We start from the raw sequence: 24,346 nt of genomic DNA on the forward strand, positions 1-24,346 counted from the left end.
CGGCGTAGAAGGATGGCCCATTCCAAGTTGAAGCTGCTCGAACGCGATGGCGCCGACGCGCGAAACGGTCGGCGGCGACCAAGCGTCTCGGCCGTGCCCGGTCCGCGAAGTCGCGCGGCGCGAGGCTCTCGTCGGCGTCGCCGAGCACGACGATGGCCGATGCTCCCTGCGTCCGCCGTTCAGAGGTTCGGTGACGTCGGGTTGGGGCATGGCTCGCGATAAGGGTTGCATGGCTGCGGAGGCGGCGGCGGCATGGAAGCGCTCGTGCTTGGAGCCTGGACGACTTCTTTCTGGCGGGGCCTCCCCTCGTGGCCGCGTTTTTCGCTTGTTGTGTTTGGTCGCGGGCCGGCGTCTCGGACGGATGGGGAAGGCGCCGCCGATGCGCTCGCGAGCCCGCCTGCGAGCGTTGCCGATGCGCTCGCGGGCACGTCCACAACGTCCTGCGATGTTGTCTCGGGGAGCTCGAACGTGGTCGGGCTCGAGGGCAAGGCCTCGGCCGAGTCGCGCGCTGCAACGCGATTCGGCCGCCTCGCGAGGGTGCCCGTGAGCGTGAGCCCCCCGAATGCCACGGCGACGACCAAGGCAAACGTCGTGAACGAGAGCCTTGCCCCGGCGCGGGGGCGAGGTTGGTCGGGCAGCCTCGCGGTGTCCGCGGGGCTCATCGTCAGCTCCAGCGGCAAAGGCAGCGGTGGCCCCGGCTCGCGTGCGACGACCAGGGGCGTAGCCGGGACATCGGGCACGGAGATCGAGCGCAAGCCATCCTTGATGCGCTGCTTTCGCGCGAGGAGCCGCGGCCCCATGCGATCGCGCACGAAGCGGGCCACCTCGTCGTGCGTTCCCGCGTAATCCGAGCGCGCGATCGTCGCGTCCAGCGCGGCGCCGAGATCGCTGGCGCGCTCGAACCGGCCTGCGGGATTTCGGGCGAGGGCGCGACCAACGAGGGCGTCGAAGGTATCTCCGAGCTCGGGCACCACCTCGGACACGAGCGGTACGCGATCCCTCAGCACCTTGTTTATGATGGCGACGGAGTTCTCGCCCTTGAAGAGCCTTCGGTTCGTAAGGATCTCCCACAGCATCACGCCCACGGCAAAAATGTCCGAACGCTGATCGATCCTCGCTCCCGCCATGTACTCCGGCGCCATGTACTGGATTTTGCCCTTGAGGATCCCTTCGCCCGTCGAGGTTTCGTGCGTGTAGAGGCATTTGGCGATGCCGAAATCGGCGAGGCGCGCGACGCCATCGAGCCCGACGAGCACGTTCTGCGGCGACACGTCGCGGTGCACGGCGCCGAGCGGCCGATCTTCATCGTCCGTCAAATCGTGGACGGCTTGCAACCCCGCGCACAGATCGCGGATCACGCGCATCCCCACGCGAATCCGGGGCATTCGATCGGTGCCTCGCGCGCTCGAGAGGAGCTCGTGGAGCGAGGCCCCTTCGACGTAATCCATGACCAGGAGCACGGAGTCGTCCTCCATCTCCACGTCGCGAACGCCGACCACGTTGGCGTGCCGGATGCGCGAGGCCAGCCGCGCCTCGGCGATGAGCGAGTGTCGAAAGTCCGGGAGCTGCATGACGTGCGGGTGCGGGCGCTTGAGCGCGACGAGCTGCTCGAACCCGAGCGCGCCGCGGAGCCGGCCCACGTAAACCGTTGCCATTCCCCCGGAGGCAATCTTGACGAGGCGCTCGTACCGCGATCCCGGTGCAGCGTCTTTTGGGATGGGCGGCGGTGCGGATCCCATTAAAAATCTCCGCGGATCACCATGTGTGATGCTCCCGGCACCAACGCAACCGATATTCTCGGCCAGGGTGACTTCGCCGACGCCGCCGATCCTGGTGGCTTGTTCGCCGCTCGATGCGCGGCATCGTCGCCGCGCGCTCTCCAATCGACCAAGAAGATCCCCACGGCCGCCGTTGCAATCCCCGTTACCACCGCTCCACCCAATAGAATGTTGGTACGAGTCGCGGCCGACTTTCCATCCTCCACCCGCTGCAAGCAATCGAAATTTCCATTTTTGTCGCAACCATGGTCGAGGAAGTCCTGATGCATATTCTTCGCGTCAACCCACGAGAGCACGGCGCCCGCGGCGCCGAGGGTAGTCGCACCCATCCCAATCCAGAACCACGCTGGCGATAGGCCACGGTCCGTGTGCGTGTGCATGGGAGGTGGTGGAGGCCGAAAATCCACGGTTGTGATCCCGATGGATGTGACATTTACGCTATGCTCGTCGCGGTGATCCTTGGTCATCAAAACGATGACGTGGGGTCCAGTCGTCAGCCATCCCTCATTCGTGTCGTCGAGCGGCTTGCCATCGACTTCGACCTTGCAGTGGTCGGGACAGCGCGGCTCGATTCGTCCGGCCCGACCCCGGAATTTGGCTTTGGCGTTTGCCGCGGCCCGTTGCAAATTCGCGGCTTGCGGGCTTCGCGCTGCGCGCGCCATCAGCATCGATCCGAATGCGGCGTCGTCGGCCGCGATGCTCTCGTTGATGGCTTCGGCGAGAACCGAATCCATTGGCCCGAGCTGGTCGGCCAATGCGAATTGCCGGGCGGCGCAGGCAAAATCGCCTCGATGATGACATACGAGGCCGCGATCGTACGCATCAGCCGCGGCGGAATTGGGTGAAGGTGAAGGCGCCGGCGTTTGCGCCAATGCGGGATGACTCGCGAATAGGGTCGCCACAGCGAGTCCCTGGAGGAGGCCCGTTCGATGCCACTCTACCCCGTAGCCCATATAGGTTCGGAGAATAGCACACCGCATTCCGTGTCGCTGATGGATAAAAGCCATCGACCTCGGATGGCTCGAATCATCCGCACTCGTTGCATGAGGGATGTTTAACGTACTCCTCGGAGATCTGAGCAGCGCAGCCGTCGGATCCCTCGTCATGGCGATGCAGGTCCATTGCGCCCGAGGATCGAGATTCAGGAACGACGTGGGGTGCGCGTGTCCCCAAGTGACGTATGCAACCGTCAGGGATTGAAGACTCCATCCGCCGAGCGTTTCGTCCCGCCGAGCCGATCACGGATGATCCAGAGTCGCGGGACTTTAATGCGATCGATGTCCTATTCACTCTTCGAATGGACGTAAGATTATCGACGATATGATGGATCGATTCCGTGGTGCGCAAATCGTGCTCGCGTTGGGGGTTCTGCGGGCCGTGTTCGGCTGCACGTTGGACTATTCCGTGGGGTCGGTGGATGCGGGCGATCGGGGTGCCGGCGGGGGAAGTGGCGGGCTGCCGCCGAGCTGCGCGGTGCCGAAAAGGTGCAATGGCACCGATTGCTGCGCGTCCGGTCTGGTTGCGGGTGGCGGGCCATTCTACCGCGACGGCGCCCCTCAATATCCCGCCACGGTGAGTGATTTTCGGCTCGACATTTTCGAGGTTACCGTAGGTCGATTTCGCGTATTCGTGGAGGCAGGAAAGGGCACGCGCGCCGATCCTCCGGCCGTAGGTGACGGCGAGCGTCCGGGCATGCCGCGGAGCGGGTGGCTGCAGGAGTACAATGACAAGCTGGTACCGGACGTCGCGGCGATGCGGGCTGCGTTCAAATGCGATGGCGGTGTCATCGAAACGTGGACCCCGTCGCCGGCGACGCAGGAGAATCTACCGATGAATTGCCTGACGTGGTACGAAGCCTTTGCGTTCTGCGTTTGGGATGGTGGATGGCTTCCCACCTCCGCCGAGTGGTACTACGCGGCTTCCGGCGGCGTCGAGCAGCGTCCGTGGCCGTGGGGCATCGACGCCATCGATCCATCTCGCGCCACCTATGGCTGCGGCAGCGATTGCAAGCTCGTCGATCTCCCACCGGTCGGCTCGAAGTCTCCCAAAGGCGACGGAAAATGGCGGCAATCCGATCTCTCGGGGAGCCTCTGGGAGTGGACGCTCGACACCGAGGGTGGATATCCCACGCCTTGCATCGATTGCGCGAACCTGACGAACTCACCAAACCGCGTACGGCACGGTGGGAATCTGAAGAGCTCGGAGAACGAGCTCGCGCCGGGCGCGTTCAGCTACACACCGGCAACAGAACGGAGTTACGGCCACGGGGTGCGCTGCGCAAGGCGCAAGTGAGTTTTGCCTTCATCCGCGGGGTGATGTGTGGGGCCCACGGTCATGTTCAGAACAATTGGTAGATGATATTATCGTACCAGACCCGCCACGGGGAACCTGTATTGGGAAAGATCACGCCGAGGGCAAGCTCCGTTTCTTCGGGCGTCCAGCTCGCGCGCAGCTTCTGGTCAACGACGACGTGACCATCGAGCACCGCCGTGAGCCGGCGCGTGGAGCCCGAAATCAGAATATCGATGTGCGCCCAACGCCCAACTTCAGGCCGAAAGCCAGCGAACTCGTGGTCGACGTTTTGAACGCCGGCGTCGCTCACGAACTGCTCCGTCAATCGGGCACCGTCGACGCTGGCATAGATTTCTATCGAGTGCTCGCTCCGCGTCCCTTGCTGGGCATCGATCTGAGCGATTCGTACGGCTTGTTTCGCTCCTACCTCGATGAATACATGGAATGAAAGTCGGATATCACTCGATCGGATACCGTCGAATTTTCGGTGCATGAAGGCGCGAGAGTCCGAATTGGGCGCGACCTCGGAGACAAGTGCTCTCGGGGATGAAAGCGAGCGGGTCGAATCGACCATCAATGTGTCGGTCGTGGATTTCTCGACCGTGAAGTCCGCGCTGAAGGGTCGATCGTCGTCGAAGTCGCGACAGAGCGCGACCGGTACCGTCAGACTCCGACAGAACGGCGATAGGCCCGCCTCTTCCATTCCGCCCACGGAGGTATCCCCCCCGCCTCCCGCATCATCGTTCCGCGCCGCCATGCGAAAATCGAGTGTACACGCGACCACGACGACGCATGCGAGGTTTACCACCCCCCCAACACAGAAACGATCGGAGGCGGCGTCGTCGACTCGAACGACGGTGCGGCCGAAGCAATCTTTCGTGCTCGAGCAAATCCATGCGAGTAAGCCATTCTACGCGATATCGAAACACTGCACTCGTGGTGGCGCCGTGGAAGTTTCAAGGACGCATCGAGGCAATCGCGCTCATCTACCGCCGGGGTTATGAACGGACACATCGTGGCGCGGATCTTACACGAGAAAGGATACCATGCTTCCATGCCTCGAAGGCATTGGGCCGATGTAGCATTCAAACGTAGTTCTGCGTCCAACCTCAGAGCAACGCCCGCAACCCGAAATACCTTCGAATGGATCGCACGGGGCGTCCTAGGGAGCCGGCGCCGGAGGATAGCTCGTTATGGGGGAGCCGAGATCGCAGAGGGTCCGCGAAGGGGACCCACCTGCGTCGACGGAGCCTGCGTCGGGGCTGCCACCGCCCGATCCGCCGCCGCATGGCCTGCAATTGCCCGATCCGCCGCCGCCCGACCCACCTGCGTCGACGGAGCCTGCGTCGGGGCTGCCACCGCCCGATCCGCCGCTGCCCGATCCGCCGCCGCACGGCCTGCAACCTCCCCCGCTACCACCACTATCATTGGGTTTCGAGGGGCAAACGTTGATCGGCAAGCTCGCGGTTGCCGTCCATTTCAGCTCCAAGTGTTCGATCGGAAACCACCGTCCATAGATCCATCCGAGGTTGAAGCCGGGCTGGGGCAAACCGCCGGAGGAGTCCCGCAGTTTTTCGTAAGTGAGGGGGCCGCCGTCGCGGAGATACGTGAGATAAATGTCCTGGTCGCCGCCGACGACGTGATCGCCATCCGGATCGAGTTTGCCGTTTCCATTTTTGTCCACGTAAATGAGAAATCCTGCGACCGCCCGCGATAGCGGTTTGGTCACTTGCCCGCCGGTCGTGCGCGTGCTCACCTCATCGGTGTCGAAGCCGGGCTTCGGGGCGGGCCCCTCCACAGGGGGCGGCCTATGGGGGATGTTCCCCAGAGGAAAGGGGTCGTCATCGGTCATGAAGTAATGGTTCGGTGGCGCTGAGACATCGAGCGAAAAGTGGCCATCGATGACGGGTGCATCCGCGTCGACGGAAACACCGCCATTTCGGCCGACCCGCCAGACCAGCGCGACATGCGCGCCATCGGGCAACGCGGCCCCGGTGCATGTTCCGGATAGCGACATCGGCGGCTCTTGCCGAGGCGACGTCGGATTGGAGAGATCTCCGCAAGCAGCGAGGGCAATGCCAATAAGGGAAGAAAGCGCAATGGCGTGTGGCAACCGCTTCATCGTGGTCTCCTTTCGAATGGGAGGATGGGGTACGGCCATGGCAAGATCTCGGCCTGCAATGCGCGCCGTTTCCAATCGACGTCATTCGTTCGCCGAGCGTGCGTCCGCAAAGGTTGATGCCCGTATCCAACATCGCTCGATGTTTCGGCCCTCCGGATCGTTCGGTCCCCAGACAGGGCCTTCCGGGATCCTCGAGCAAGCCTCGCCGTGTACGACGGCGGCGGGCCCGTAATGGCGGAGCGCTGGCTTCACAAGGACCGAGCCGACCCGACGGCGCATGCGCGGGCAGCGCCGGGGTCAACGTGAGGAGAAGCTCCGCGAGCCCCGCCACAGTGGGATGCTCGAACACGTCGCGGACGGTGACGGGTAGCCCCGCTCGATGAAGGGCGCTCACTGCCCTCAAGACCAAGAGCGAGTGGGCGCCAATTCGAAGAAGTTGTCGTAGCGTCCGATCGGGTTGCGTTTCAGCCATTCCGACCAGATCGCGGCGAGCGCCGGTTCGACCTCGTCCTGTGGGGCCTCGTACCTTCGCGCGGCGTAGGCCCCCGGGTCGGGTGCGGGGAGCGCGCCTCGATCCAGCTTGCCAGGGGGCCCGAGCGGCAGGGACGTCACATGCACGTACGCGGCCGGCACCATGTGCTCCGGCAATGTTCGGGAAAGGTGCGCTCGAAGCTCCGTGACAGGCACTGGCTCATTTGCAACATAGTAACAGGCGAGGCGTAGGTCACCCGGTGTGTCTTCGCGCGCCGTGGCTGCGGTTTCGCGCACCGTGGCATACGAGAGCAGCCGTGCCTCGATCTTCCCCAGCTCAACGCGAAACCCGCGAATCTTGACTTGGTCGTCGTTTCGTCCCAGAAACGCGATATTCTCGTTTAGAAGCCATCGGCCGATATCGCCCGTTCGGTTTCGGATTCGGTGACGAAGGGATCCGTCGAGAATCGCTCGGCGGTGAGCTCGTGCCGGCCGAGGTATCCCCGTGCAACGGCCACTCCGCCAATGTACAACTCTCCAGCTCCGATTGAATCCATGACAACGGCGGCACCGGCACGTGCAACTGATTGCGTCGGCGGGCGCGTGATGCTCGAGCACCACGCGCCGCGGGGGCGGCGTTCGGCCGACTCCACCATCGCGAGATGGTGCGCCCGATGCGCCCCCGCTGACGAATCCCGAACGTTTCCACGTCATCCTTCGAGCACGGCCGGGGCCGTCGTGGTGTCGCGCCAGGCTACGAGTCGCCTTGGAGCCTTCCGTCAACGAAGGTGCGGCTCGAGCCGTGCTCCCTAATTGCCCACGCAGGCAAAGTCGACCGAGACTTTGGCCGCCGTGTCGGTCTTGACCGAATCACAGGTTGCGGCGCAGAGCTCGATGTTCGTGGGGGCGCGCGGATTGTCGTAGCGCCATCCCGAACCGGCGCAGGTGGCGTTGTACGGGAGCTTCGTCGCGAGCCCGTCGTGGGTGAGGGTTACGTCGACCGCGTTGGGGTCGAGCTGTTTGCCTGCCGGGGCCGTGGGGGGCGCAAATCGACATGCCAATGGCTGGAAGCGGCCTTTGTCGAGCGCCGTGGCGAGGGCGTTTGCGGTGTTCTCGGGCGCGGCGACGTCGAGAAAAATGGCTTTTTCGGTGCCGCCTTGTGCCGCGATGGCGTTGAACTTGTTCCGATCGGGTTCATTGCCGACGGCAATGACATGCGTGGGGATGCTGGGGTTTGCCTTGAATGCGGTGGCCGCCGTCTGGTGCAGGTTCTCGTAGGTGGTTTCGCAATTGGCGGGGTTGGTTGGATCCGTGGACAACAGGCCGTCCGTGATCAGGACGATGACCGCTTTTTCTCCGGGCCGCTTGGTGGCCATGTCTTTGGCATACAGCAACCCACCCTCGAGCGCGGGCAGAATGGCGCTACCTCCGACGGGATCGGACGTCTGCGATAGAAAGTTATTGAATGTATTGCTGGGGAGGGCCGTGATGGGGACGTCGGGCCGCTGATAGAGCTCTCGCCTGCACGACTCGGGCACCGAGGCTCGTTCCTGCGGGTAGATGCGAAGCGACGCGTTCATTCCGGCCGTGCCGCCTTGGGTGAAGAAGCTGTTGAGCGCACGGACCATCGGGTACCAACGCCTGCCGATGTTCTGCTCGCTGCCGCTGTTTCCCATGCTTCCCGAGTGATCCAACAGGACGGTGGCATGGACCTTCGCGAGCGAAGTTCGTTCGCTCTTGGTGGCGCACACGGGGCGATCGCCGCGCCCGCCGCCGACGGGGCCGCCCGCGTCCCCGAAAGGGTTGCCGCCATCGCGCGTCGTTTGGCTCCCCGCGTCCCCTCCATCCTCGCCATCCCCGGGGCCGTCACCCTTGGGAGAGGCGGAGTCCTCGCCGCACGACGCACAAATGATGCTCACGATCGCCGATATCGCGCAAAATCCCAAGCAACGAAGCTTCATCCAGCCATGCCTCCATGGAGCTACGACGTATCCGACCACGTTCTATTCATGGAAGCGATTTTTCGTAGACCCTCGTGCGTCGATACGTTTGGAAACCAGCCATGCCCAAATCAGGGTGCGGGAGCGTCCATCCTTGGTCGGCAATGTGCCGATGGGTAGGTCATTCCGCGCCATGAAGATCGGCGGATCGCGCCAAATCGCATCGGCCTCGGACGGTCATCGCACGGAGAGAAGCTCCGCGAGACCCGCGACGGTGGGATGCTCGAATACGTCGCGGAGGGTGACGGGAAGGCGAGCTCGTTGAAGGGCGCTTACGGCCCTCAAGATCAAGAGCGAGTGGGCGCCCAAGTCGAAGAAGTTATCGCAGCGTCCGAGCGGCGCCCGGTTCAGCAACTCCGACCAGATCGCGGCGAGCGCCGATTCGACCTCGCCCTGCGGGACTTCGTACTTTCGGGTGGCATACGCCTGCGCATCGGGCGCGGGCAGCACGCGTCGATCCCGCTTGCCGTGGGGCCCGAGCGGCAGGGTCTCCAAGTGCACGTACGCCGCCGGCACCATATGCTCCGGCAATGTCCGTGAAAGGTGCGCTCGAAGCTCCATGACGGACAGGTGCTCGTCCGCAACGTAGTAAGCGACCAGACGCGCGTCACCCGGTGCGTCTTCACGCATCGTGACCACGGCGTCGCGCACCCCGGGGTACGAAAGCAGCCGCGTCTCGATCTCGCGCGGCTCGATGCGAAAGCCGCGAATCTTGATCTGGTCGTCGTTTCGCCCCAGAAATTCGATATTCCCGTCTGGGAGCCATCGGCCGATATCTCCCGTACGGTACATGCGCGCCTCGGATTCCGCGACGAATGGGTCTTTCGAGAATCGCTCGGCGGTGAGCTCGGGCCGGTGGAGGTATCCCCGCGCAACGGCCACCCCGCCAATGTACAACTCTCCCGCCACGCCCGTGGGAACGGGCTCACCGCGCTCATCCAAAATGTAGATTCGCGCATTCGAAATCGGACGGCCGATGGGAATGCTCGATCGCCCGCCATCGGCCGTGCATGGCCAGGCCGTCACCTCACCGCTCTCCGTGGGGCCGTATTGATTGGAGAGGCGAGCGTTCGGCCACGTCGCGTAGACGCGGTCGACGATGGATGCGGGCAACGCTTCTCCGCTGCAAACCACGCGGGTCAAGCTGGTGCAGCTACCGGCACCGGGCTGGTCGAGAAACATCGGAAGCATCGAGGGGACGAAATGAACGGTGGTGACGCGCTCCTTCCGAATGGTGTCCACGAGGTAGGCGGCATCGCGATGGCCCTCGGCGTGCGCGAGCACCACCTTGGCGCCGGCGGTCAACGGCCAAAAGAGCTCCCATACCGACACGTCGAACGTAAAAGGCGTCTTTTGCAGCACGGTATCGTGGCTTTGCAGAGCATCGGCGTGCTGCATCCACGCGAGTCGATTGACCACGCCACCATGCTCGTACATGACGCCTTTTGGCTCCCCCGTCGAGCCGGAGGTGTACATCACGTAAGCCAGGTGATCCCGTGTGAGGCCCACCTCGGCGCGGTCGAGGTTGTCCGCGGAGAGCTCCGACCAGGGAGGCTTCGGTGCTTCCAGATCGAGCACCGGACAGGCGCCATCGGTGAGGCCAAAGGCGGACAGAGAGGCTTGCGTCAGCAGCGCCTTGGGGGCGCTGTCGCGCAGCATACCGCGAAGGCGCGGGGCGGGAGACGACGGGTCCAGCGGGACGTACGCCCCACCTGCCTTGAGCACCGCCAAGAGGGCCACCACCATGGACACGCTTCGCGCGGCGCACACCGCGACCCGATCATCCGGCCGCACGCCGAGGCTCCGAAGATGACGCGCGAGACGATTGGCGCGCCGATTCAGCTCGGAGTAGGTCGACCTCGACGTGCCGTGCACCACCGCGATCGCATCCGGGGTGCGAGCAGCTCGCGCCTCGAATCCTTCGTGGATGCAAAGATCGTGGGGATAGACGCTATCGGCAGCGTTCCATTCGCGCAAGACGCGGTGGCGCTCTTTCGGGGGCAGCGCGTTCAACGTCTCCACCGCCTTCGCGGGCGCCTGCTCGAGCGCATCCACCAACTCCGAGAGCACGGAGATCATCAGCTCGCAAATGAGATCGGGCTCGATGGGAGCTCGAACTTGGGCGGTCAGGTTGAATCCTCGGCCCCGATCGTCCACCGATAGCATCAAGGGGTAATTGGTTCGTTCCTCGACATGCACGGTCTCGATGCCGTGCCATGCGGGGGAAGGATCGAGCGTTTCGGGGGTGTGGCGGTAATTGAGCAAGGCGGAGAACAGGGGGGTCGGTGCCGCGACCTCGCTGCAGCGTTGCGCCAGGGCCAGCGGTGCATGCTCGTGATGGAGCAAATCGGCTAGCAATTGCTGCATGTGGAGCACGCTGGCTTCGGCGCCCGTTTCATCGATGCGGATTCGCACGGGCAACGTATTGAGGAATACACCCACCGCGCGGTCCATGCCCTCGGCCCCCAACATGCGCCCGAGCAAGACCGTACCAAACACCACATCGCGGCGACCGGAGGTGCGGGCCAAGACTCGGGCCCATGCCAAATGGATGATGCTCGCGGCGCTCACACGAAGACGGCGCGCCGCCTCGCGGAGCCGCAGCGCGAGCTCCGGCGCCAGCGCCGTTCGAGCTTCATCGAGCCCGCGGCCATTGCCCCGCACGTCGAGCAGGCCGAAAGGTGCCGTCGGTCCATCGACGCCGTTCAGGAGCTCTCGGAAGAACGCCTCGTGTTCCGCACGGCTCACCCCCAACCGCCCCTGCGCCACGAAATTGCGGAAGGGGATCGGTGGGTGGAGTCGCTCGGGATGCCCCAGCAGGTGCGCCTCCACCTCTTCGTCCATCACCGCCACGGCGCTGTGATCCATCACCAATTGATGCATGAGCAGCAGCAGCACCCACCCTCCGCGGTCCCCGTCGCGTGAGACGTAGGCGCGCAGCAAGGGTGCCTTTTGCAGATCGGGCTTGTGCCGGCGCGGATCGACCCAGCGATAGAGCTGCTCGGCGATGTCTCCATTCGCGGATTTCAGCTCCACCTCCTCCACGGGGAGCACGGCCTGCCGCCACACCACTTGGACGGGCTCGGAGATCCCTTCCCATACGACCGCCGTGCGCAGAATGTCGTGCCGCGCGATCACGGCTCGTGTCGCTCGAAGATAGCCCTCCAGCTTCGCCCGATGCTCGAAGTGCAGCGTGACGGAGAAGGAATAGGGATCGCCCTCGGTTGCCAGCGCGTGATGGAAGAGAACGCCCTCCTGCAAGGGGGTGAGGGGATAGATGTCTTGCACGTTCGGCGCTCCGCCCGTCACCGTGCCCACCACCTGCTCGATCTCCGGCGCCGTGAGCGCGACCAAAGGGAGCATCTCGGGCGTGATTCGGGACGAGCCATCGTTCGGGATGGCGTTTGGCGGAATGACCGCGGTCGCACCGCTGCTTCCGATCTCGGCGGCCAGCTCCGCCAAGGTCGATGTGGCGAACAAGGAGCGGACGTTGGCCGCGAGCCCCCGGCGTCGCAGCCTCTCCATCAAGGTCACCGCCATCAGCGAGTGGCCGCCCAGCTCGAAGAAGTTATCGCGGCGTCCGACCTGCTCGCGCTGCAAGAGCTCCGACCACAGCCCCGCCAGGATCGTCTCCACCTCGCCGCGCGGAGCCTCGTAGCCGCGAGACGCGTAGGCTCGCAAGTCGGGCGCCGGTAGGGCGCGCGCATCGAGCTTGCCATTTGCGGTGAGCGGGAACGCCTCGAGGTGCAGATACGCCGCCGGCACCATGTAGCTCGGCAGCCCCGCGGACATGTATTCACGAAGGTCCTCGACCTCGGCGGGCTCCTGTGCCGTGTAGTATGCAATGAGCCGTTTGTCGCCCGATTCATGCTCTCGCGCCAGGACGACCACGTCGCGCATACCCGGATACGACCGGAGCCGCGCCTCGATCTCACCCAGCTCGATGCGGAAGCCGCGAATCTTGACTTGATGGTCATTGCGGCCCAGGAATTCGATGTTCCCATTCGGGAGCCAGCGGCCGATGTCGCCGGTCCGATACATGCGCGCTCCTGGCTCGCGCGCGAAGGGATCGTCTCGAAATCGCTCGGCGGTCAGCTCGGGGCGATTCAGATATCCGCGCGCGACCCCCGCGCCACCAATGTACAATTCGCCGGCCGCGCCCACCGGCGCGGGTTCGCCATGGGCATCCAGGATGTAAACCCGCGTGTTTGCGATGGGGCGGCCGATATGCACGGCGTGCCCAGCATCCACGCGGCCCGAGGTGGCGACCACCGTGGTCTCCGTTGGGCCGTAGTTGTTGACCAGGGCGAACGGCAACGTGCGACCGAGGGGGGATCGAAGGCGGTCTCCCCCGATCAACAACGCTTTCAGTCCCCGAGGCAGCTTTTGCTCCGAAATCGCCATCTCCGCCAACGGTGTGGGCAGGAAAGCGATATCGAGCTCTTGTTCCTGCCACCACCCGAGCAATGCATCGGGATCGTCCGCATGCTCGTCGGGAGCCAATCGAATTGTCGCCCCGGAGCAAAGGCCCGACCATAGCTCCCACGCCGCGGCGTCGAATCCCAACCCTGCGACCATCGACGTGCGGCAGCCGGGACCCACCCCGAACGTGCGGCCATGCCAATGAACGAGGTTGCATACGCTGCGGTGCTCGACCATCACGCCTTTCGGCTGGCCGGTGGAGCCCGATGTGTAGATCACGTAGGCGAGGTGCCGGGGCGTAGAGCCCACCCTCGTACCCTCGAGGTTATCGGCCTCGAGGTCCGACCAAGGTGGCTCCGGTAGGTCCAGATCCAGCACGGGCATGTCTTCACGTGGAGAGAGCGCATCGACCGACAATCCGGCGCAGGTCAAGAGCACTTTGGGCGCGCTGTCGCGAAGCATGAAGGCCAGTCGCTCGGGCGGATAGGCGGGATCCAGCGGAATATAGGCGCCGCCTGCCTTGAGCACCGCCAAGAGACCGATCACCATCGCGGGGCCGCGGGAGACGTAGGAGGCAACGAGAACGTCGGGCCCCACCCCGAGCTGCCGGAGATGGCGCGCGAGGCGGTTCGACAATCGATTGAGCTCCGCGTACGTCCATGTCGAAGCGCCTTGCACCACGGCGATGGCGTCGGGCATCCGAGCGACCTCCGCCTCGAACAGCTCGTGGATGCATCGGTCGTGGGGATCGCCCGTTTCGCGCGTGTTCCACTCGTACAAGACGCGGCGCCGTTCCGATGCGGGGAGGACGTCCAGCGATCGGACGGTCTTCTCCGGAGAGCGCTCCAGCGCAAAGGCCAGCGCGGAGAGGGCCGCGATCATCGCGCCGCAAACCCGATCCGGCTCGATGGGGTTTTGCACCTGGGCGGTGAGGGCGAATCCTTCGCCGAGATCGTCCACCGACAAGGTCAATGGGTAATTCGAATACCCATCGGAGTGCACCGTGCGTAGCTCGACGTTGCTGCGGCCCTGGCCGTGAAGGTAATTGAGCAAAGACGAGAAGAGCGGGGTAGGGGCCGCGACGCCGCTGCACCGTTGGGCCAGCGCGAGCGATGCGTGTTCGTGGTGGAGCAAGTCGGCGAGCTGCGTGTGCACCCGCCGCGCGCTGGTGTCGACCGCCGTCTCGTCGATGGCGATTCGGACGGGCAGCGTATTGATGAATACCCCCATGGCATGCGCCGCCCCGTCGCTCTCCAGCGCGCGTCCGAGCAGCACGGTGCCGAACACCACATCGTCGCGGCCGGAGACGCGCGCCAAAACGCGCGCCCAGGCCAAATGGAAGAGGCTGGCCGCGCTCACACCGAGACGGCGCGCCGCCTGGCGAAGCTGCGCGGCGAGATCCGGCTCGAGCACCTGGCGTGCTTCCCGGAAGTGCGCGCTGCCGTCGCCGCGCACTTCCAGCAGGCCGAAAGGTGCGGTCGGCTCATCGACGTCGCCCAGGAGCCTCCGGAAGAAGGCTTCGTGCTCGGCGCGACTCACCCCCAGGCGCGCGTGGGCCACCAAGTGACGGAATGGAAGCGGCTCCGAAAGCCGCTCCGCCTGGCCCGAGAGGTGCGCCTCCACCTCGGCCGACAACACCTCCATGGTGAGGTTGTCGAGCACCAAATGGTGGGTGACCAAGAGCAGCGACCAGCGATCCCGGGCGGTATCGCGCGCAACATAGGCGCGTAGCAGCGGTGCCTTTTCGAGGTCGAGCGGTCGCGTGCGAGGGCCCACCCGGCGGAAAAGTCGTTCGGTCGCCTCTTCCTCCGACGGCTCGAGCTCCACCTCCTCCACCGGCAGGACGGCGCGCCGCCAGACGATTTGGACCGGCTCGGAGACACCTTCCCATACCACCGCCGTGCGTAGAATATCGTGCCGGTCGATCACGGCCTGCACCGCCCGAAGATAGCTCTCCAGGCTCGTTCGATCGGCGAACCCGAGGCCGAAGGAACGAACATAGGGATCGCCCTGCGTGGCCATGAGGTGATGAAAGAGAATGCCCTCTTGCAGTGGCGCCAGCGGGTAGATGTCTTGCACATTGCGCGCTCCGCCGTCCACCCCTGCCACCAGCCGCTCGATCTCCGCCGCCGTGAGCGCCACCAAGGGCAACATCGCGGGCGTGATGAGCGGGCAGTCGCTTGGAATCGCGTTGGGGGGGACCACCACGGGCGGCGCCTCGCGCCCCACCGCAGCGGCAAACTCGGACAAGGTCGATGCGGCAAACAGCGATCGGACGCTCGCCGTGAGCCCGCGACGTCGCATCTTCTCCATCAAGGTCACTGCCGTCAGCGAGTGGCCGCCCAATTCGAAGAAGTTGTCATGGCGCCCGACCCCTTCACGGTGCAGCGACTCCGACCAAAGCTCCGCGAGGATCGACTCCACTTCTCCTTGCGGCGCCTCGTACCTTCGGGACGTGTATGCGAGAGCCCCCGGGGCGGGCAATCGGTGGCGATCCACCTTCAGGCCATTGGCGGTGAGCGGGAGCGCCTCGAGATGCACATACGCGGCCGGCACCATATGATCCGGCAATCCGCTCGCCAGGTGCGCACGAAGCGCCTCGGCCGGCGCGGGCTCCGCGGCCGTGTAATAGGCAACGAGTCGCTTGTCCCCTGGCACGTCCTCGCGCACCAGGACCACCGCTTCGCGCAGGCCGGGGAGGGCCCGAAGCCGCGCTTCGACCTCGCCCAGCTCGACGCGGAAGCCGCGGATCTTCACCTGATCATCGTTTCGACCCAAGAACTCGATATTCCCATCGGGGAGCCATCGTCCGATATCTCCGGTCCGATACATACGAGCTTCGGGATCGCGGACGAAGGGGTCTTTCAGGAAGCGCTCCGCGGTCAGCTCGGGTCGATGGAGATATCCGCGCGCGACGGCGGCTCCACCGATATACAGCTCTCCGGCGGCGCCCACTGGGACGGGCCGCCCGTCGCGGCCCAAGATGTAGATGCGCGCCGTGGGAATGGGGCGGCCAATCGGAGGGTTCACAGGGGCCGTTTCTGGACACGTGTACCAGCTCGCCGTAATGGTGGTCTCGGTCGGGCCATAGCAGTTGATGAGCGGCGCACGCTTCTCCGCATTCTGCGCGTGCCAGCTCTCGATCGTGCCTCGGTCGAGCGCTTCGCCCCCGACGAAGACCATGCGCAATCGATGCGCATTCGGGCTCGAAGCCCCCGCGGCCAGGACGTGCCGAAGGACGCTGGGCGGCAAATCGAGGAGGGTGACGCCTTCTTCGCACACCAATCGATGGAAGTCGCGGGGAGAATGGGTCAGCTCGTGCGGCACCACGATGGCGCGCGCGCCGTGCAGGAGCGCTCCCCATAGCTCCCAAACGGATACGTCGAACGACGAAGAGGTAAAAAGAGTCCACACGTCGTCGGCGCGAAATTGAACCGTCTCCGCGGTCGCCGCGAACAAGCGCACGACGTTCTGGTGCTCGACCATCACGCCTTTGGGCTGTCCCGTCGAGCCGGAGGTGTAGATGACATAGGCCAGGTGCCGCGCGGTGAGGCCCACCTCGGCGGGGTCCAAATTGTCCTCGGAGAGGCCCGGCGCGAGCGCCACCGCGTCGATGTCCACCACCGGCACGGGGCTGTCCGTGAGCCACTCTTCGAGCCCCAACCCCGTTTGCGTCAGCAGCACCTTGGGCGCGCTGTCGCGCAGCATGAAGGCCAGTCGCTCGGGCGGATACGACGGATCCAAGGGCACGTACGCCGCGCCGGCCTTGAGCACCGCCACGACGCCCACCACCATGGCCAGACCGCGCGCGGCGCACAATGCGACGCGATCGTCCGGCCGCACCCCGAGGCGCCGGAGGTGATGGGCGAGCCGATTGGCTCTCCGATTCAGCTCCGAGTACGTCAAGGACATGGATCCGTGGACCAAGGCGATGGCATCGGGCGTGCGGGCGACCTCTGCCTCGAACAATTCGTGGATGCACGCCTCGGCGGGATATTCCGCGGACGCATTCCATTCGTGCAAGACCCGGTGCCGCTCCCGCGCGGGCAACACGTCGAGGGTCCGGATGGCCTTTTCGGGGGCGCGCTCCAGCGCGTCCACCAATTCGGAGAGGGCCGCGACCATCGAGCTGCATACCTGCTCGGGCTCGATGGGGGCTTGCACTTCCACGGTGATGCGGAAGCCTCGTTCCAGCTCGTCCACCGACACGATGAGCGGATAATGGATGGAGCCTTGGCCGTCCGTGCGCAGCGCCTCGATCTCCGTCTCGTCCTTCGGTGCCTCGCGCGGAGCATCGCCCCGACCGTGGCGGTAATTGAGGAGCGACGAGAACAGGGGCGTGGGCGCCGCCACCCCGCTGCAGCGTTGGGCCACGGCCAGCGAGGCGTGCTCGTGATGCAGCAAGTCCGCCAGCCGTTCGTGCATCCGGCGCACCTTGGCCGCGACCCCCGTATCGTCGATGGCGATGCGCACGGGCAGGGTATTGATGAAGAGACCTACGGCACGCAGCGCATCCTCACCGGCCAGCATGCGTCCGAGGAGCACGGTGCCGAACACCACGTCGTCACGATCGGTGGCGCGCGCCAAGACCTGCGCCCACGCCACGTGGAAGAGCGTGGCCGCGCTCACCCCCAGACCGCGCGCCACCGCGCGAAGCCGCCGCGCGAGCTCGGGCTCGAGCTCGTGGTGCGCCTCCGTGATCCCGGCGGGGTCACCGTGCACGTCCAACAAACCGAAAGGTGCGGTTGGCTCGTCGACGTCCCCCAACAGACCTTGGAAGAACGCCTCGTGCTCCGCGCGGCTTACCCCGAGGCGCGTCTGCGCCACGAAGTCTCGGAATGGGATTGAGGCGGAGAGCTGGTGCGTTCTTCCGGACAGATGCGCCGTAACCTCCTGGTGCATCACCTGCAAGGTGAGATGGTCCATCACCAGATGATGGGTGACCAGGAGCAAGAGCCAACGCGAGCGGCCCGATGGGACCGGATCGCGTGCGATATAGGCACGAAGCAAGGGCGCCTTTCGAAGATCGAGCCTCTGCCGGCTCGACGCGGTCCGGCGGTGAAGCTGCTCGACCGCGTCCCCGTCTCGGGGGTCGAGCTCCACGTTTTCTACCGGGAGCACGGCGCGCCGCCAAACGACCTGGACCGGCTCGGGAACACCTTCCCAGATCACCGCCGTGCGCAAAATGTCGTGCCGATCGAGCACCGCCTGCATCGCGCGAAGGTAGCTCTCCAACTTCGCCCGCTCCTCGAACGCGAAGGTGAGCGATGCGACATAAGGATCGACGCCGGTCGCGAGCAGGTGGTGGAAGAGAATGCCCTCCTGCAGAGGTGCCAGCGGATAAATATCCTGCACATTGGCCGCGCCGCCCGCGACGCAACCCACCACATGCTCGATCTCCGCCGGCGTGAGGGCCACCAAAGGGAGCATCTCGGGCGCAATGGCGCGGCAGTCGTTTGGAATGAGGTTCGGTGGGACCACCAAAGGCAGCGCCTTTTGCTCCACGGTGGCGGCCAATTCGGACAGCGTCGATGCGGCGAACAGCGCGGGCACGCTCGCCGTGAATCCGCGGCGTCGCATTCGCTCGACCAGCGCCACCGCCATCAGCGAATGGCCACCCAATTCGAAGAAATTGTCATGGCGACCCACCCGATCGCGGTGGAGCAACTCCGACCAGAGTTGCGCGAGGATGGGCTCCACCTCGCCGCGAGGGGCCTCGTAGGCGCGTGCGGTGTAGGCTTTCGCATCGGGGGAGGGGAGCCGACCCCGATCGAGCTTGCCATTGGGCGTGAGCGGCATGCTCGGCATATGCACATAGGCCGCCGGCACCATGTAATCGGGCAATGTCCGCGACATGTGCGCGCGAAGCTCGGCGACCACGACCGGCTCCGCGGCCGTGTAGTACGCCACCAGGCGGGTGTCGCCGGGCACGTCTTGGCGCGCCCGGACGGCCGCTTCGCGCACGCCGGGATACGACGCGAGCCGCGCCTCGATTTCGCCCAGCTCGATGCGGAAGCCACGGATCTTCACCTGATCGTCATTGCGACCCAGATACTCGATATTCCCGTCGGGGAGCCATCGACCGATGTCCCCCGTCCGATACATCCGCGCCCCCGGCTCGCCGGCGAAGGGATCTTTCAGGAATCGCTGGGCGGTCAGCTCGGGGCGATGGAGATACCCCCGCGCGATGGCAGCCCCGCCGATGTACAGCTCTCCCGCGACGCCCCTGGGGACAGGCTCCCCGTCGCGGCCCAAGATGTAAACGCGCGTATTCGAAATCGGGCGGCCAATGGGAGGGGGCATGGCCTGCGCGGCCTGGCAATCGTACCACGTGGCCCATACGGTGGCCTCCGTGGGGCCGTAGCCGTTGATGAGCCGTGGACACTTGCCCGGATTCTGGGCGTGCCAGCGTTCGACGGTGGTGCGGTCGAGGGCTTCGCCGCCGACGATGACCGTTCGCAAGGCGTGGGCTCGCGGGCTCGCCGCCTGCGCGGCCATGAAGTGTCGAAAGGCGCTGGGCGGCTGACTGAGGACGGTGACCTCTTCGTCGCATATTAATCGATAAAGGTCGTCGGGGGAGCGGGTCTGCTCGTGCGACACCACAATCAGACGTGCGCCACGCAGGAGCGCTCCCCACAGCTCCCAGACGGAGACGTCGAACGACAAGGAGGTAAAAAGGGTCCATACGTCGTCCGCGTCGCCAAATGGAACGACGAACAAGCGGGTTACGCTCCGGTGCTCGACCATCACCCCTTTGGGCTGTCCCGTGGAGCCGGAGGTGTAGATCACATAGGCGAGGTTCCGCGAGGTGAGCCCCACGGTGGCGCGGTCCAGGTTGTCCTCTGGCAGATCCGGCGCCAGCTCCGCGGCGTCGATGCCGATGTCCACCACCGGCAAGGGGTCGTCCGCGAGGAGCCCAAAGGCCCCCGAATCCCGTTGCGTCAGCAGCACCTTGGGCGCGCTGTCGCGCAGCATGAAGGCCAGTCGCTCGGGCGGATACGATGGATCCAAGGGCACGTACCCCGCGCCGGCCTTGAGCACCGCCAGCACGCCGACCACCATCGCGAGCCCGCGCGCGGCGCACAACGCCACGCGATCGTCCGGCCGCACCCCGAGGCGCCGGAGATGATGGGCGAGCCGGTTGGCCCTTCGATTCAGCTCCGCGTACGTCAACGACGTAGGGCCGTGGACCAAGGCGATGGCATCGGGGGTTCGGGCGACCTCGGCCTCGAACAGCTCGTGGATGCAGGCCTCGACGGGATACGCCGCGGAGGTGGCATTCCATTCGTGCACGATCCGGTGTCGCTCCGGCGCCGGCAGAAGGTCCACGTTCCGCAGGCTCGTTTGCGGGGCGCGCTCCAAAGCGTCGACCAGCGCCGAAATGGCGGCCACCATCAAGTCGCATACGTGCTCGGGGTCGATAGGGGCTTGCGCTTGGGCATTGAGCGCAAAACCCTGCCCCAGGTCGTCGACCTGCATGAGCAAGGGATAATTGGTGCGCTCTTCCCAATGCAGCATCTCGATGCCGTGAACGGTCTGTCGCGCGCTCTCCGGGACTTCGGGGCTATGGCGATAATTGAGCAAGGAGGAGAACAAGGGGGTGCGCGCCGGCACCCTGCTGCAGCGCTGGGCCAACGCGAGCGAGGCGTGCTCGTGGTGAAGCAAATCGGCGAGCCCTTTGTGCACCCGCTGGACACCGGCTTCGACCCCCGTTTCATCGAGGGTGATTCGAATGGGCAGTGTGTTGATGAAGAGCCCCACCGCGCGCATGGCCGCATCACCACCCGAGAGGCGCCCGAGCAACACCGTACCGAAGACCACATCGTCGCGACCCGATGTCCGCGCCACGAGCTGGGCCCATGCCAGGTGGAACACGGCGGCCGCGCTCACCCCCAGGCGACGCGCGGTCTGGCGAAGCCGCCGCGCGAGGTCCGGCGCGAGCTTCCGGTCCGCCTCCGCGATTCCGCGGCCATCACCGCGCACCTCCGACATGCCGAAGGGCACCGTGGGCTCCTCGATCCCCTCGAGGAGGTGTCGAAAAAAGGACTCGTGCTCGGCGCGATTCACCCCGAGGCGCGTCTGGGCTATGAAATTGCGGAAGGGCACGGGTGCCGAAAGCCGACTCGTTTGGCCCGAGAGATAGGCCGTTACCTCCTCGTGCATCACCTCCAGGGTGTTATGGTCCAGCACCAGGTGATGGGTGAGCAGCAGCAAGAGCCAGCCCTCGCGAACCGTGTCGCGCGCGATGTAGGCGCGCAGCAAGGGCGCCTTTTCGAGATCGAGCCTTTGCCGATGCGGATCCACCCGGCGATGCATTCGCTCGGCCGCGACGCCGTCCGATGGCCCGAGCTCCAGCTCCTCCACCGGCAGCGCGGCCTGCCGCCATACCACTTGGACCGGCTCGGATACACCTTCCCAGACGATCGCCGTACGCAGGATATCGTGCCGCGCCATCACGGCCTGCAGGGCTTGCAGATAGCGCTCCAGCGAGGGCCGATCGTCGAAGCGAAAGGTCATCGAGACGACATAGGGATCTCCGTCCGTCGCCAGGAGATGGTGGAAAAGAATGCCCTCTTGCAAGGGGGCCAGCGGATAAATGTCTTGCACATTCGACGCTCCGCCCGCCACGCGCCCCACCACGCGGGCGATCTCGTTCGGCGCGAGCGCCACCAAAGGCAGCATCTCGGGCGTAATGGCCTGGCAGCTCTCCGGAATGCCGTTCGGCGGGACCTCGATCGAGGCGGCGCGGCGCCCGACCACGGCGGCGAATTGGGCCAAGGTTGGTGCGGCGAACAGCGCGCGGACGCTGCCCTTGAGGCCGCGCCTCCGCATTTTCTCCGTCAGCGCCACCCCCATCAGCGAATGTCCGCCCAATTCGAAGAAGTGGTCGTGGCGTCCAATCCGCTCACGCTGGAGCAGCTCCGACCATAGCTCCGCGAGGATGGACTCCACCTCCCCCTGCGGAGCTTCATGGGGCCGGATCCCGTACGCTCCCGCATCGGGCGCGGGCAGCGCGCGGCGATCGAGCTTTCCATTGGGGGTGAGCGGCAGCGACGCCAGGCGCACGTAGGCCGCCGGCACCATGTAATCCGGCAATGTCGCGGACAGATGTTCGCGGAGGTCGCGGACGGACAGATGCCGCGTGGCCGTGAAATAGGCGACGAGACGTTTTTCGCCCGCGGCATCTTCGCGCGCCAAGACCACGGTCTCGCCCACCCCGGGGTACAGCAGGATGCGCGCTTCGATCTCACCCAGCTCGATCCGGAAGCCGCGAATCTTGACCTGATCGTCGTTTCGACCCAGAAACTCGATGTTCCCATCCGAAAGCCACCGGGCGACATCGCCCGTCCGATACATTCGGGCTTCGGGCTCGTCCACGAAGGGATCGATCAGGAACCGCTCGGCGGTCAGCTCGGGCTTGCCGAGGTATCCGCGCGCGACCGGCACCCCACCGATGTACAACTCTCCGGTCACGCCCGCGGGGCAAGGCTCACGCCGGCTGTTTAGAATATAGATTCGTGCATTCGAAATGGGCCGGCCAATGGGAATGATCGCGGAGCTCGAAGAATGAGCCGTGCAATCCCACGCGGTGACGTCGACGGCGGCCTCGGTCGGCCCGTAGAGATTGTACAGTCGGGTGCTCGGGAGCCGTTCGCGAAAGCGCTCTACGCTGGACGCGGCCAACGCCTCGCCGCTGCAGACCACCCGCGTCAAGCCCTGGCAGCGGCTCGCATCGGCGTGCTCGAGAAACGTATTCAGCATGGACGGCACGAAATGCAATGTCGTGATCTCTTCCTGCTGAATCACCTCGGCCAGGTACGCAGGATCCTTATGACCGTGAGGGCGCGCCATGACCAATTTGGCGCCCGCCAACAAGGGCCAGAAGAACTCCCACACGGACACGTCGAAGCTGAAAGGCGTCTTCTGCAGCACGGTGTCGTGCGCCTGGAGCCCATAGGCTCGTTGCATCCAGATCAGACGATTGACCACGCTGCGATGCTCGTTCATCACCCCCTTCGGCTTACCGGTCGAGCCGGACGTATAGATCACGTACGCCAGATGTCGCGCGGTAAGCCCGGTGATGTCGCGCCGGGGATTCTCGGAGGAAAGATGCGAACACGCCTCCTCGGGGGCGTCCATATTCAACACGGGCCATGCCGCCTCGCGCGCCGCGGCGTCGAGCGCGACGCCGGCGTGTGTGAGCAGGACCTTCGGGGTGCTGTCGCGCAGCATGGAGGCGAGCCGTTCGGGCGGATAGGACGGATCGAGCGGGACATAGGCGCCGCCGGCCTTGAGGATCGCCAGGAGGGCGACCACCATCGCGACGCTCCGCTCCGCGCACAATGCGACGCGATCGTCCGGCCCGACACCGAGCTGCCGGAGACGGTGCGCGAGGCGGTTGGCCCGTTGATTCAACTCGGAATACGTCAACCTCGAATCGCCATGCACCAGGGCTACGACGTCGGGCGTTCGTGCCACCTGGGCTTCGAACAGCTCGTGGATGCACGCGTCGTGCGGATAGTCGCTGTGGGTCGCGTTCCACGCGTGAAGGACGCGCCTGCGCTCCGACCTTGGCAGCACGTCCACCGTTTGGATCGCCTTCTCCGGGGCGTGCTCCAGGGTCCGCACGAGCTGCGAAATGGCCGTGACCATCGAGGCGCTCGCGAGCTCGGGATCGATCGGCGCCTGCGCCTGAACGGTCAAGACGAACCCGCGTCCCACCGCCTCCAACGATACGATCAGCGGGCAAGGAGGGCGCGCATCGCCGTCCAGCGCGCCGAGCTCGAGCCGCGAGGAGAACGGGGGTGCAGGCGGAGCGTGCGGGTGACGGCGCAAGTCCGAGAGCAATTGGTGCATCTGCTTCACCGTGGCGCGGGCGCTCGCGTCGGCCAGGGCGATCCGCACGGGTAGCTGGGTGCGGATTCGCTTCGTCGCCGTGCCGAACACCACATCGTCGCGCCCCGACACGCGCGCCAAGACCAGCGCCCACGCGAGATGCAAGATGCTGGCTGCGCTCACCCCCAGTCGTTGCGCTTCTTTGCGAAGCCGCCGCGCGAGCCCGGGCTCCACCGCCCGGCGCGCCCTCCCGAGATCCCGGCCGTCCGCGCGGGCCTCCAGCACGCCGAAGGGCGCAGTCGGTTCCTCGACGCCCGCCAAGAGGCGCTGGAAAAAGGTAGCGCCATCGTGAAAGGGCGCCGCCGCGTTCTCGTGTAGCTGCTGGCCCATCGCTTCGTCTTGCATCCGTCCGACTCCTCACCGGC

The 24,346-nt window shown here is 65.5% G+C and carries 8 protein-coding genes; 2 read left to right on the plus strand and 6 right to left on the minus strand.

Features of this window, described 5'->3' with window-relative positions:
• Window positions 1-179: 179 nt before the first annotated feature.
• Entirely contained in the window at window positions 180-1,739 is a 1,560-nt protein-coding gene (locus LZC94_15710; protein WXB18671.1) for a serine/threonine protein kinase, read from the minus strand.
• Complete coding sequence (locus LZC94_15715) at window positions 1,739-2,107, minus strand: hypothetical protein (GenBank protein ID WXB18672.1); 369 nt, start codon at window positions 2,105-2,107, stop codon at window positions 1,739-1,741. Before LZC94_15715 ends, LZC94_15710 begins: the two co-directional genes overlap by 1 nt.
• Window positions 2,108-2,218: 111 nt before the next feature.
• On the opposite strand from LZC94_15715, the gene LZC94_15720 reads away from it, so the two are divergent.
• Together LZC94_15720 and LZC94_15725 are read left to right on the plus strand one after the other, a co-directional pair.
• A complete protein-coding gene (locus LZC94_15720; protein WXB18673.1) occupies window positions 2,219-2,623 on the plus strand; it encodes a hypothetical protein in 405 nt (134 codons plus the stop codon).
• Between the two features lie 475 nt (window positions 2,624-3,098).
• A complete protein-coding gene (locus LZC94_15725; GenBank protein WXB18674.1) occupies window positions 3,099-4,070 on the plus strand; it encodes a formylglycine-generating enzyme family protein in 972 nt (323 codons plus the stop codon).
• A 46-nt stretch (window positions 4,071-4,116) separates the two neighbouring features.
• Here LZC94_15725 and LZC94_15730 read toward each other — a convergent pair whose 3' ends face one another.
• The 4 genes from LZC94_15730 to LZC94_15745 all read right to left on the minus strand — a co-directional run bounded on the left by LZC94_15730 (window position 4,117) and on the right by LZC94_15745 (window position 24,326).
• Window positions 4,117-4,782 carry a hypothetical protein gene (locus tag LZC94_15730; protein ID WXB18675.1) on the minus strand — a complete coding sequence of 222 codons (666 nt, stop codon included), beginning with the start codon at window positions 4,780-4,782 and terminating at the stop codon, window positions 4,117-4,119.
• 450 nt (window positions 4,783-5,232) lie between these two features.
• A complete protein-coding gene (locus tag LZC94_15735) occupies window positions 5,233-6,087 on the minus strand; it encodes a hypothetical protein (protein ID WXB20392.1) in 855 nt (284 codons plus the stop codon).
• A 1,385-nt stretch (window positions 6,088-7,472) separates the two neighbouring features.
• Window positions 7,473-8,582 (minus strand): VWA domain-containing protein, encoded by a 1,110-nt coding sequence (locus LZC94_15740; protein ID WXB18676.1) that lies wholly within the window; start codon window positions 8,580-8,582, stop codon window positions 7,473-7,475.
• Window positions 8,583-8,840: 258 nt separating this feature from the next.
• Entirely contained in the window at window positions 8,841-24,326 is a 15,486-nt protein-coding gene (locus tag LZC94_15745; GenBank protein WXB18677.1) for an amino acid adenylation domain-containing protein, read from the minus strand.
• Window positions 24,327-24,346 lie beyond the last annotated feature (20 nt).

It is taken from the genome of Sorangiineae bacterium MSr11954, from assembly GCA_037157815.1.
Taxonomy (GTDB): Bacteria; Myxococcota_A; Polyangia; order Polyangiales; family Polyangiaceae; genus Pendulispora; species Pendulispora albinea.